The 12,823-nt window shown below is 61.1% G+C and carries 9 protein-coding genes and 1 pseudogene; 3 read left to right on the top strand and 7 right to left on the bottom strand.

Going from position 1 to position 12,823, the window contains the following annotated elements; genetic code table 11:
• The first annotated feature begins 247 nt into the window (after positions 1-247).
• Entirely contained in the window at positions 248-1,657 is a 1,410-nt protein-coding gene (locus R1T44_RS10130; protein WP_234368313.1) for an aspartate ammonia-lyase, read from the top strand.
• A gap of 137 nt (positions 1,658-1,794) precedes the next feature.
• On the opposite strand, the gene R1T44_RS10125 is transcribed toward R1T44_RS10130, so the two are convergent.
• The 6 genes and pseudogenes from R1T44_RS10125 to R1T44_RS10105 all read right to left on the bottom strand — a co-directional run bounded on the left by R1T44_RS10125 (position 1,795) and on the right by R1T44_RS10105 (position 8,629).
• Positions 1,795-2,283, bottom strand: a complete 489-nt coding sequence (locus R1T44_RS10125) for a hypothetical protein (protein WP_107334819.1) — start codon at positions 2,281-2,283, stop codon at positions 1,795-1,797.
• A gap of 157 nt (positions 2,284-2,440) precedes the next feature.
• Entirely contained in the window at positions 2,441-4,330 is a 1,890-nt protein-coding gene (locus R1T44_RS10120) for a protein kinase domain-containing protein (RefSeq protein WP_317291943.1), read from the bottom strand.
• 40 nt (positions 4,331-4,370) lie between these two features.
• Positions 4,371-5,882, bottom strand: a complete 1,512-nt coding sequence (locus R1T44_RS10115; protein WP_457851505.1) for a 2-oxo acid dehydrogenase subunit E2 — start codon at positions 5,880-5,882, stop codon at positions 4,371-4,373.
• A gap of 138 nt (positions 5,883-6,020) precedes the next feature.
• Positions 6,021-6,179: pseudogene (locus R1T44_RS17500) on the bottom strand (biotin/lipoyl-containing protein); the annotation flags it as partial.
• 21 nt (positions 6,180-6,200) lie between these two features.
• A complete protein-coding gene (locus R1T44_RS10110) occupies positions 6,201-7,169 on the bottom strand; it encodes an alpha-ketoacid dehydrogenase subunit beta (RefSeq protein ID WP_284726104.1) in 969 nt (322 codons plus the stop codon).
• Between the two features lie 149 nt (positions 7,170-7,318).
• Positions 7,319-8,629 carry a thiamine pyrophosphate-dependent dehydrogenase E1 component subunit alpha gene (locus R1T44_RS10105; protein WP_284726232.1) on the bottom strand — a complete coding sequence of 437 codons (1,311 nt, stop codon included), beginning with the start codon at positions 8,627-8,629 and terminating at the stop codon, positions 7,319-7,321.
• A 228-nt stretch (positions 8,630-8,857) separates the two neighbouring features.
• On the opposite strand from R1T44_RS10105, the gene R1T44_RS10100 reads away from it, so the two are divergent.
• Both R1T44_RS10100 and R1T44_RS10095 read left to right on the top strand, forming a co-directional pair.
• Complete coding sequence (locus R1T44_RS10100) at positions 8,858-9,088, top strand: hypothetical protein (protein ID WP_317291941.1); 231 nt, start codon at positions 8,858-8,860, stop codon at positions 9,086-9,088.
• A gap of 189 nt (positions 9,089-9,277) precedes the next feature.
• Positions 9,278-10,534 (top strand): dicarboxylate/amino acid:cation symporter, encoded by a 1,257-nt coding sequence (locus tag R1T44_RS10095; RefSeq protein WP_284726105.1) that lies wholly within the window; start codon positions 9,278-9,280, stop codon positions 10,532-10,534.
• 140 nt (positions 10,535-10,674) lie between these two features.
• Here R1T44_RS10095 and R1T44_RS10090 read toward each other — a convergent pair whose 3' ends face one another.
• On the bottom strand, positions 10,675-12,339 hold the full coding sequence (locus tag R1T44_RS10090; RefSeq protein WP_248378447.1) for an AMP-binding protein: 1,665 nt from the start codon (positions 12,337-12,339) through the stop codon (positions 10,675-10,677).
• Positions 12,340-12,823: the final 484 nt, after the last annotated feature.

Raw genomic sequence — 12,823 nt, 5'->3', positions numbered from 1 at the left:
ATGGTGCGTCGCGGCGCACCACCACCTTCGTCTTATGCGTTTGACGTATACGGCAGCGTTGAATGGCATTGGCCGCCGAGGGGCTGCGCTGGTTACCCTTGTCCACCTAGCCGCCATTCAAGCGCCACAGTGTACTTCAGCCAGGAGTTCCGCCCAAGTGAACCATCTCTCGGAAACCCCCATCGCCGCCAATGCCACCCCGGCAACTTCCACGCCGGCCGACTTGAGCCATGCCGAGCGTGAGGCACTGGCCAACGGCTTCCGACTTGAAAAGGATCTCCTCGGGCGCGAGCCGGTGCCGGCTGATGCCTACTACGGTGTGCAGACCCAGCGCGCGCTGAACAACTTCCATCTCTCCGGCGTGCCGTTGTCGCACTTCCCACGTCTCGTCGAAGGGCTCGCGCTGGTCAAGGCCGCCGCCGCCGAAGCCAACCATGCGCTGGGCTATCTCGAGACGCGCGAGCACGATGCCATCCAGCACGCCTGTGCGCGTCTGATGAATGGCGATCATCATGATCAGTTCGTGGTCGACATGATTCAGGGTGGCGCCGGCACCTCGACCAACATGAATGCCAACGAAGTGATCGCCAATCTGGGCCTGGAATTCCTCGGCTACGAGAAAGGCGATTACCAGCAGCTGCACCCCAACAATCACATCAACATGGCTCAGTCCACCAACGACGCCTACCCGACCGCCATCCGTGTCGGCCTGCTGCGCAGCCACTCGGTGCTGGTGGACGCGCTGAGCGAACTGGCCAATGCCTTCGCCAGCAAGGCGCTGGAATTCGATGACGTGGTCAAGATGGGTCGCACCCAGCTGCAGGACGCGGTCCCGATGACGCTGGGCCAGGAATTCCGCGCCTTCGCCAACACTCTGCGTGAAGACGTCGATCGCATCGCCAACCTCAATGAGTTGCTCAAGGAGGTCAATCTGGGCGGAACCGCGATCGGTACCGGCATCAATGCCGACCCGCGCTACAGCGCACTGGCGATCGAGGCTCTGGCGCGTCGTTCCGGCATCGACTTCCGTCCGGCGTCGGACCTGGTCGAGGCGACCAGCGACATGGGCGCCTTCGTGCTGTTCCACGGCATGCTCAAGCGCCTGGCGGTCAAGCTGTCCAAGATCTGCAACGACCTGCGCCTGCTGTCCTCAGGCCCGCGCACCGGCTTCAACGAGATCAACCTGCCGCCTCAGCAGCCGGGCAGCTCGATCATGCCGGGCAAGGTCAACCCGGTGATTCCGGAAGCCGTCAATCAGGTCGCCTTCGATGTCATCGGCAACGACACCGCGCTGACCATGGCGGCGGAAGCCGGCCAACTGCAGCTCAACGTGATGGAACCGCTGATCGCCTACAAGCTGCTCGACTCCATCCGCCAGCTGAGCCGCGCCATGACCATGCTCAAGAATCGCTGCGTAATCGGCATCACCGCCAATCGTGATCGCTGCGCCGAGCTGGTCAACAATTCCATCGGCCTGATCACTGCGCTCAACCCGTATATCGGCTATGACAATGCCACCCGCATCGCCAAGGAAGCCCTGGTCAGCGGTCGCAGCGTGCTGGAACTGGTACGTGAGGAAGGCCTGCTGGATGAAGTACGTCTGGAGTCACTGCTGTCCCCGCAGGCCATGACGCGCCCGCGTCAGATGAAGGACTGACCCTTCAGCGAGAGTCTGCTCTCTTGCCGCATCAACCTGTTGTCACATGCGACAGCGCCGCACCAGAAAGCCTCTGGTGCGGCGCTGTCGTATCAAGGCCATAAATCAGACGACTTTACTGGCTTCGGGCATCACGCTTACTGCTGTGCGCTGGACTGCGAGATTACATCATCACGATGCGCGGCAAAGTATTTGCGTGCACGCTCAGCTTCTTCCACGGTGGGTGTATAGGTCGTCCATTCTCCGCCCTTTTCATCACGATAACGCACAACACCTTCGTCATGGTCAATTTCATAGTAAGGGTGGACTTCACGCAGATTGAAGAATGCGGCGGGGGCAAAGAACAGGATATCAAGCGCCAGATAACCGCCATTGAACTTCAGCGGCAGAATGCCATACATCGGCATCTTGTTGTCATCCATTACTTCAAACTCGTAATTGCCGAAGCTGGTGGTGGGTAGCGTTTCTTGAACGGTAGACTGACCTCTGGAGACATCTTTCAAGTTGATTCGCGCCGTCTCTGACGGGCTGCTGATCGTCGTATGCGCGCTACATCCTGCCAGCAGCGCCAAAATAGCCAGACCACCTGAAGCTTGACGCAATTTCCGAGCGAGAGATCGAGACATGAGTACGTTCCCTGTAGGTTATCGATTTTATCGATCTGATTATTGAGTTCAGCAAGATCAGCAATGATCACGCGATGTGACACTAACACGAATCACGATAATCAAGGTTATATAAATCGGCATCACTATGCGACTGCCTTCCGAGGCAAACTCCTTTTCACACCGCGCGCGGGTCTCGAGGATAGAAGCGTTCGGGTTGCGCCTCGATATGATCGAAATGCTTGGTGTTCTTGTAGGGCATCTTCATGAAGCCGGAAATTCCCAACCCGGAGATCAGTGGCACGGCATCGAGAATGTCCGCCAGCAGACGCGCGAATTCGTGCTCGCGCGAGGGATCCAGCAGCCGGTAGTAACTGTGAATTTTGAGGTGGTGTGGCAGGGCTTCGAAAATCAGCATGCCGGTGTGATGGATGGCATTGAGTGACTCCAGTGCCTTCAATATCTTCTCGGGCAGCACCAGCAGTTCCTCAGGGTCCGGGCCGTCCTCGAAGTAGGAGTGCACGCGCGAGTCATCCTCAAGCTCCGGCACCGCACTGACCTCATAGCTCAAGCGAGGTCTAGCCTCCCCGTCTGCCGTCGGCGCGAAGACGAAGGCGGCCTCCGGGTCTTCCCGCTCCAGGTGCAGGGTATCGCGAGCATTGAACAGACACGCCTTGAACACGCCCTGGCGATAGATGGCACGTGCCAGAGCGACCATGTTGTTGATCGCGACGACGAAAGCGGCCTTCAAGGCAGGGTCATGCAGATGCAGCGCAGTATCCACGAAGATGCCCTGTGGCTCCCAGCGAATCGCCAGACCGCCGACGATCGGGTATTTGCCCAGACGACTGACCGCGGCCAGGAAGGCTTTTTCGGTGCCGCCCATGCCTTGCATGAAGTTCTTGTAGTAACGATCCAGCTGGACATCATTGACGGCGTCCAGCGCGTTGCCAGCATGTTCGCCGGTCTCGTCTGCCTCGAAGGCCTCACGCAGGAAGGATTTCCGCGAGGTATACACGACCGTGTCGATCTCGCGCGTTGCTGGCCTCACCCAGACCGGCAGCAGAGACTGTGGCGGCTCGAGAGGCAATTCCGGCATCACCAGCCGTGCGATCCTGCCCATCTCGCGCAGGAAGTAGTCGCCGGCCTGCATGCGCAGCTGCGGGTCATCCGCCAGCATGCCATCGAGCAGACGCGCGAATTCCCGGGGCAACCCCAATGACACCGCCGGGATGGCGCGCACGCCAAAGCGACACGACTGGCCAGACGCCAGCGCATAGAGTGTGGCGGCCACGCCCTGCTCATCGAAGCGCGGCGAGGACAGCGCACCATTGAGCTGCTCCTCACCGATGAAATAGACATCGCCCAGACGCGCATTGGTCTGTTGCAGGTTATCCGACATCAGCTGCATCACGTTGGTGGTGATGAACTGCTGATGCTCATCGAGCTGAGCGAATACCGAACTGCCCCAGTCGATCAATGCCACCTGTTCCCGCTCGACATCGAAGACCAGATTCGACGGCTTGATGTCGCCATGCACGACCGGTGGCGTGCCCGCTCCCGTCGATGCCCCACGCAGCGACTTGAGAATGTCGGCCAGCTGACTGGCGATCTTGACCACCAGACGCGGCGACATGCGCCCGTGACGCAGCGAATATTCCTCGAGATTGATACCCGGCGCGCGCTGCATGACCAGAATCGACTGCCGCCGTACCCGCTGATAGCTGACCAGACGCGGAATCAGCGGGTGAGCGACCTGGTCGAGCATATAGGCCTCTTCCTCCAGGCGGTCCTGCAGTGCCTGGGGCAAAGTCACCCGCGTGAACTTGAAGACGTGCTCATCACGCGTGCGCCGGTCTTCGCCCAGGCGCCAGCCCGCGAACACGAAACCGTAGGCGCCCTTGCCGACCAGATGGATATCCCGGTAGCCCAGCCCCTCGAGCTGGGCGATGCACAGCGCCACCCAGTCCTTGAGCTTCTTGGCATCATGATGCGAGAGCAGATAGATCGACTGCTCTTCCGGGATATAGAACTGTTGCAGGCGCTCGTGGGCGCGCGCATCACTCATGCAGGATGCTCTCTAGCCGGACCCTGGATCAGACAGCGCCTCATGACAGCGACAGCAGCATTTCGTCAGGGTGCTCGAGATAGTGCTTCCACAGATTGCTGAAGCGCGCGATGGTACCGCCATCGATGATGCGATGATCCCCCGCCCAGGTGATGGTCATGATGTCACGCGCACAGACATTGCCCTCGCCATCGAAGCGCGGCAGACGCTGAGTGCGCCCCAGCGCGACGATGGCGACCTCCGGCTGGTTGATGATCGGCGCGGCATAGGTGCCACCCAGAGCCCCGATATTGGAGATCGACAGGGTGCCGCCCTTGAGGTCCGCCTGGGCAACGCGCCCGCTGCGTGCAGCCTCGGTCAGCCGCCCGACCTCACGCGCGATCTCGAGAATGCTCAGACGCTCGACGCCCTTCACGTTCGGCACCATCAGCCCGCTGGCACTGTCCACCGCCATGCCGATGTTGCAGGCGCCCTGATAGAGAATCTCGCTCTCATCCTCACTGAGGCGCGCATTGAGAATCGGCTCCTCGATGACCGCCAGCGCCATGGCCTTCATGATGAACGGCATCAGGGTCAGGCGAATGCCCTGCTGCTCGGCGCGTACCTTGAGGCGGGCCCGCAACGCCAGCAGATCAGTGATATCGAGCTCATCGCCATAATGGAAATGCGGGATCTGGGTGCTGGCCTGCACCATGCGCCGAGCCATCACCGCCGCGACGCCCTTGAGCGGTACCGCTTTCGACTCAAGGCGTGACGATCGCACCTCGTCACTGGCCACGTCACTGGCCACAGCACACGCTTCGGCAGCTGCCTTGTCGGTCTCGGCGGCCGCGCCGACCTTGTGAGAGTCATCAGGTGTCACGTCAGTCTCGTGAGCCTCGGATTGCTTGAGATATGCCAGCACATCTTCCTTCAGCACCCGGCCGTTACGCCCCGAGCCTGCGATGGCCTGGATATCGAGCTGATGCTCGCGCAATAAGCGGCGCACGGCAGGGGTCGCGGGTATGCGAGGCCGGCTCTCCTGGTGACACCCGTCTTGCCCACTCTTTTTGTCGCTCTTGTCGTCGCCCTCCTGGCGGTGCTCCGCCAGACGCTCTGGCTGAACCTGCTTGTGTTCAGGCGCGGTGACGTCGCTCTCAGTGCTCTCAGCCTCTGCCTCCTCATCAGGCACATAGGCATACAGCGGCGTATGCACTCGGGCATTTTCGCCCTGGGCGTAATGGAAGCGCACGATACGCCCGGGCTCCGAGGCGGTGATCTCGACCAGCGCCTTGTCGGTCATAACATCCACGATCGTCTGGTCTTCTTCCACCGTGTCGCCTTCCGCGACGTGCCAGGTGACCACCTCACATTCGACGATGCCTTCGCCGATATCCGGCAGGATGAAATCACGCGAGCGCCGCTCAAGGGCCGCGGCTGTCGGCGTGGCGGCTGCACCATTGGCAGCTGCCGCCGCGGGTGCTGACGTTGTGACATCCGACTGACTGCTGGCCGACTGGCTGGCGGCTGACTGAGTCTGTGCCGTCGAGCGAGCAGGCGCTGCAACCGTCATGACATCACCGGCGTGGTCATCCTCACGCTCGCCGTGTCCGGTCTTGTCACTATCACTGTCACTGCCATCATCCACCGCAAACAGCGGCGCATGGACACGGGCAATCTCACCTTCCTGACAGTAAAGCTTGACCACGGTACCGGCATGGGGCGCGGGGATTTCCACCAACGCCTTGTCTGTCATGACCTCGGCCACCGGCTGATCTTCCTCGATCACGTCGCCTTCCTTGATCAACCACTTGACCAGCTCGCACTCGACGATGCCTTCGCCGATATCGGGCAGGATGAAATCATTCATGGCGCGCATCACTCCCTGTCATCAGTAATTCAAGCTTTGCTTGATGGCCTCGTAGATCTTGAGCTCGTCCGGCAGATGCTCCTTCTCGAGCACCAGCGGGAACGGCGTATCAAGGCCAGTGACGCGTCGGATCGGCGCCTCGAGATACAAAAAGCAACGCTCCTGCACGGTGGCGGCAATCTCGCTGGCGAAGCCTCCCGTCAGCGGCGCTTCATGACTGACCACCAGACGCCCCGTCTTGTGCACCGAGTCACACACCGTCTCGATGTCCCAGGGAAGAATGCTGCGCAGGTCGATGATCTCGCAGTCGATGCCATCCTGCTCGGCGAGCGCGGCGGCCTTCTCGATGACCTCCATCTGAGCGCCCCAGCCGAGCAACGTGATATCGCGGCCTTCACGAATGACGTCGGCCACGCCCAGTGGCAGTTCGTAATCGGCTTCTGGCACCTCGCCCACCGAGGCGCGATAGAGCCGCTTGGGCTCCATGAACAGTACCGGATTGGGGTCGCGAATCGCCGCCAGCAGAAGCCCCTTGGCCTGGTGGGGATTGCGTGGCATTACGATCTTGAGGCCCGGGGTATGCGCGAAATAGGCCTCGGGCGACTGGGAGTGATAGAGCCCGCCTGCGATGCCGCCACCATAGGGCGTGCGAATCGTCAGGCCGCCGACATCGAACAGATCACCGGAGCGATAGCGGAACTTGGCCGCCTCGTTCACGATCTGATCAAAGGCGGGGAAGATGTAGTCGGCGAACTGGATCTCGGCCACCGGCGTCGAGCCCTGCGCCGCCAGCCCGTTGGCGAATCCGATGATGCCCTGCTCGGTGAGTGGCGTATTGAAGCAGCGCTCTCGACCGTATTTATCCTGCAGGTGGCTGGTAGCCCGGAAGACACCACCGAATACCCCGACGTCCTCCCCGAACAGCACCACACGGGGATTGGCGGCCATGGCGATATCCAACGCATTGTTGATCGCCTGCAGCATGTTCATCTGTTTCTTGCCCGAGCCCGAGGCTGCTGCATCCTTGCTGCCAGGCGCGACAGACGCTTCTTTCGCCGCTGAACCCACCGCAGCTAAGTCGCTTGTCGCTGAGTCTGTCACTGGTGTTTTCTCCAACGGCTGCTCACTCATCTGCTCGCTCATGATGTCTGGTCTCCATCCACAGGCTGATGGCTCACTACCGGCTGATGGTTCTCAACAGGCTGATGGCTCTGCATGCGCTGCTGACGTGCCTGATACGCCTTGCGACTGTCTTCCAGCTCCTGCGCAGTGAACCCCATGCTGGCGGCGCCCTTGGGATAGGCATGCGGATACTTGCGAATATGCTGTTTCACGTCTTCGAGCTGCTGCGTGAGCAACGGCGTCGGCGTGTCGTAGACATCGCTGATCAGCGTGTCCAGCGCCGGTGGCGCCAGTTTCTCGGCACGCTTCATGGACTCAAGCACTTCGCGGCGCAGTTGATCGCCAGTGGCCTTTTCCTCCTCCTCGCTCCACCAGCCTTGCGCCTCCAGCCAGTTGCGCATGCGCAGGATGGGGTCCTTGTCGCGCCAGATGGCCTCCTCCTTCTTGCTGCGATACCCGGAGGGATCATCCGAAGAAGAGTGCGCCGCCAGACGGTAGGTCATCGCCTCGATCAATACCGGCTGATTGGTCTCGACCGCGATCTTGCGCGCCGCCAGGGTGGCTTCGTAGACGGCGATCACGTCATTGCCATCCACCCGGATGCTCTGCATGTGATAGCCGAAGGCACGGGGCGCGATGCCATCGGCAGCGAATTGCTCGCACGACGGGGTGGAAATGGCATAGCCATTGTTGCGACACAGGAAAATACACGGCACCCGATGCACGGAGGCCATGTTGAGAGCGGCATGGAAATCGCCCTCGGAGGCGGCCCCTTCACCGAAGATGGTGATGGTGCACTGCCCCTTGCCCGCCAGTTTCTGGCCGTAGGCATAGCCGGTCGCCTGGGGAATCTGGGTCGCCAGCGGCGAGGAGATGGTCATGTAGTGCAGGTCACGCGACCCATAGTGGATCGGCATCTGACGGCCCTTGCCGTAGTCGCGCTCGTTGCCGAACATCTGGTTCATGAATTCGTCGCAGCTGAAGCCGCGCCAGGCAAGCGCGCCCTGCTCACGGTATTGCGCCATGATCATGTCATCGTCTTGGAGCGCAGCCGCACTGCCGATCACCGTGGCTTCCTCACCGGTGCATTGCATGTAGAAGCTCAAGCGCCCCTGGCGCTGGGCGGCCAGCATGCGCTCATCCAGCACCCGGGTGAACAGCATCGTCCGGTAGATCTTGAGCGCCGTGTCGCGGTCGATAGGTGAACTGTCCTGCGACTGGCCTCCCCGGGTATCGTCACTCTGCCCCTGTGGCGCATCGACGGGATAAAGGGTGCCGTCCTGACGCAGGCGCTTGAAGATCGGGATGCAGAGTTCATCGCCGGTCATGAAGGCCAGGTGATGCAGTACCGTCGGCCCCTGCGGGGCGATCTGGTCTGCCGTCGGCATGGCGGTCAGGTCATTGAGCTCTGGCTGTGAGCCATCGGGCGGCGCGGTCCCCGGGGATACGGGTCCGCGTGTTGTTGTATCGGACATGCTCAGCGTCCTCTCTTACCGATCAGGCGTTTGAGGGATTACCCAGCCCTCGTGAGGCCGGGCAGGCAATGGCGTACCTTCATGAATGTCGAACCGGAAGCTGTCGAACCGGAAGCTGTCGAACCGGAAGCTGTCGATTCGACGATGACAACAGTGCCTACCATCAGACTAGTGGAAAGTCGCTCTGGCGGCCTAACAGTTAACGTTAACGTCAAGGTAACGCAAAGACAGACGATATGCCTGCCTGACAACTACTTCTTTGGTGGAACCTTTTGCGGCATGGGCTCATGCGCGTTCGGCATGGAAAGCTGAATTCGCGTGTAAGAACGCTTTTTTGCGACTAAAGGTGCAGAGGGTGAGTGAAGGCTGACTGTTAACCTTCCCGCACCAAAAAAGTGCTTAATGCAGTGCGCAATCGTGACAAGGCATCGAGACGACAGACTCGGGCGCGCCCTGAGCATCATCAGCGATGATCATCGCTAGACACCTAAGGACAGTTCCATGAGTGATTCCTCCCGCCCTAACCTGTGGCGCCGTTTGCCGTTGTGGCAGAAGATCCTGGGCGGCCTCGCCCTGGGGGTACTCGCTGGTGCCCTGATGGGAGAAAGCGCCAGCATGTTCAAGCCGCTGGGCGATATCTTCATCAATGCGATCAAGATGCTGATCGTGCCGCTGGTCTTCAGCACCCTGGTGGTCGGTATCACCTCGATGCGTGACCCGCAGAAGATGGGCCGCATCGGCGGCAAGACCATCGCCCTCTACCTGCTGACGACCGCCTTCGCGATCGCCATCGGCATGCTGGCCTCCAGCATCTTCCAGCCAGGTGCCGGCTTCGAGTTCAACTTCGACAAGGCGATGGAAACCAAGGACGCACCTTCGCTGGTGCAGATTCTGGTCGACCTGGTGCCGAGCAACCCGATCGATGCGCTGGCCAATGGCAACATCATGCAGATCATCGTCTTCGCCATCGGGATCGGCATCTCGCTGATCATGATCGGCGACAAGGGCGAGCCGGTCGTGCGCGTCTTCGATAGCTTCGCCGAAGTCATGTACAAGCTGACCGAATTCGTGATGGCCTTCGCGCCGTTCGGTGTCTTCGGCCTGATGGCGCATGTCTCCGGCAACTACGGCCTCGATGTGCTGCTGCCGCTGGCCAAGGTGATCGGCGTGGCCTATCTGGCCAGCATCGTGCACGTGCTGGTGGTCTACTCCGGCCTGCTGGCGACACTGGGCAAGCTGAATCCGGTGCGCTATCTGCGCGGTATCGTCGATGCGCTGGTCGTGGCCTTCTCCTCGGCCTCCAGCTCCGGCACCCTGCCGATCTCCATCCGCTGCGCCCAGAAGAACCTCGGCGTCTCGGAAGGTGTCTCTGGCTTCGTGCTGCCGGTCGGCGCGACCATCAACATGGATGGCACCGCCATCTACCAGGGCGTGGTGGCACTGTACATCGCCCAGATGACCGGCATCGAGCTGTCGATGATGGACTACGGCATGATCGTGCTGACCGGTACCCTGGCCTCCATCGGCACCGCCGGTGTGCCGGGCGCCGGCCTGATCATGCTCTCCATCGTGCTGAGCCAGGTAGGCCTGCCGCTGGAAGCCATCGCGGTGATCGCCGGTATCGACCGTATCCTCGACATGGCGCGTACCACCGTGAATGTCGCGGGCGACCTGATGGTCACCACCCTGGTCGGCAAGTCCGAGAACGAGCTGGACCTCGAGGTCTACAACGCGACCCAGCCCAAGAAGGACGCCTGACGCCAGGCGCAGGCCTTCTCGCCAGCGCCTTGCCTTGAAACACGAACGCCCCGCTCAATGAGCGGGGCGTTCGTGTTTCAAGGGCTGTGTTTAGGCTCCATGTTTCAGGCTATCACGCAGGGGAGAAAACAAGGGCAAGGTCAGGCAGATTCCGGCGGCGAGTCGCGCAGCTCCCGTCTGAGCACCTTGCCGACGTTGGTCTTGGGCAGCTCGTCGATGAAGACCACCTGACGCGGCACCTTGTAGCTGGCCAGTTCCTTGCGCGACCAGTCTCGCAGCGCATCCGCCTCGAGCTCTGCGCCATCCTTGAGCACGACATACAGCTTGATCGCCTCACCACTGCGCTCATCCACCACCGAGACGGCGGCCGCCTCGAGCACGTCCGGGTGACGCACGATGACGTCCTCGACCTCATTGGGATACACGTTGAAGCCGGAGACGATGATCATGTCCTTCTTGCGATCGACGATGCGCATATAGCCATCGTCCTGGAAGACCGCGATATCACCGGTGCGCAGGAAGCCATCGGCAGTGAAGCTATCCTTGGTCGCCTGCTCACGCTGCCAGTAGCCCTTCATCACCTGCGGCCCCTTCACGCACAGCTCGCCCGGCTCCCCCATCGCGACCAGCGCGCCTTCATCGTCATACAGACGCACCTCGGTGGAGGGCATCGGCCGACCGATGGTGCCGAGCTGAATGGCATCCAGCGGGTTGAACGACACGATCGGCGAGGTCTCGGTCATACCGTAGCCCTCGGAGATATCGCTGCCGGTGACCCGCTTCCACTCTTCTGCCGCCTTGCGCGTCAGCGCCACGCCCCCTGAGGTCGTGATCTTGAGCTTCGAGAAGTCCAGTGCCTGGAAGCCGGGGTTGTTGCACAGCGCCACGAACAGCGTATTGAGGCCGACGAACATCGTGAAGTCATGCTTTTGCAGCGTCTTGACGAAGCCCGGGATATCGCGCGGATTGGGAATCAACAGGGTGTGATTGCCCTCACTGAGCATGCAGGCCAGATGAATGGTGAAGGCGTAGATGTGATAGAGCGGCAACGGCGCCACCAACGTCTCGTGGCCGGGGTTCAAACCCTGCGTCAGGGCCATCTTGCCTTGCAGCATGTTGGCGAGCAGGTTGCGGTGAGTCAGCATCGCGCCCTTGGCGACCCCGGTGGTGCCGCCGGTGTACTGCAGCACAGCGACATCATCGAGTGCCAGTGTCGGCCGCTCCCAGCGCTCGGCCTTACCCTGCGAGATGGCCGTGCGCAGCGGGATGGCGTCGGGCAAGTGATAGCTCGGCACCAGTTTCTTGACGTGCTTGACCACGGTGTTGATCAACAGCCGCTTGAAGGCCGGGTGCATGTCGCCCAACTCACAGACCAGCACGTACTCGAGGCCAGTGCGCTCCCGCACGCGTTCGACCTTGTCCGCCATGTTGGCCAGCACCACCAACGCCCGTGCGCCGGAATCATTGAACTGATGCTCCATCTCACGCTCGGTATACAGCGGATTGGTATTCACCAGCACCAGGCCTGCACGCAGCACGGCGAAGGCCACCACCGGAAACATCAGCGTATTGGGCAGCTGGATGGCGACCCGATCGCCCGGCTTGAGGTCGGTCTCATGCTGGAACCAGTCCGCCAGCTGACGACTGGTGGCATCCAGCTCCGCAAAGGTCATGGTGCGATCCATGCAGGTAAAGGCAGGACGCTCGCCATGCGCTGTGCAAGCCTTCTCCAGCATGTCCATCAGGGAGTCGTAGCCGCTGAAATCCACCTCCTGAGAAGACCGCAGGCACGACATGCCGCTCATGTCGCCAGTCGTTGGCTGTGCTCTCGAAGCGTCGGGCGAGGCACCTGCCATGTGGGAAGGTTCTGTAGTGGACTCGGCAGTGGAATCGCTAGTGGACTTGCCTGACTCATCGGGTCGAGCCGCTAGGGGATCATGCATGGCGTTGCTCCTTGATCAGTACGTGGGGCGTACGGTGTCACTGCCCCCGCTACCTTGTTGTTGTAGACGTCGTTGCAAGACGTCGTCGTGAGACCAGGTCGAAAGACATCGTGGTGAGATGCGTGGTGAGGCGCTGTCGGGACTCCATCGGGTGGGTATCAGCCTGTGGGCCCTTCACTGTCGACAGCATAGCCGCAAACCGATGCTGCGCGCCGTTGGCGGAATCGATGGACCTGTCAGCATTGGAACATACGTACGTTTGATATTGCCTTGCGACCTTGGTGACATGCGCGTGCCTGCTCTGGAGCAAGGAAACAGCCCTGAGTCCAAGTAGGGAAGCAGCCCT

The organism is Cobetia amphilecti (assembly GCF_032923285.1).
In the GTDB taxonomy this organism is placed as follows: Bacteria; Pseudomonadota; Gammaproteobacteria; order Pseudomonadales; family Halomonadaceae; genus Cobetia; species Cobetia amphilecti.
Note: the sequence above shows the minus strand (reverse complement) of the source record. Positions and strands in the feature narration are given on the sequence as shown.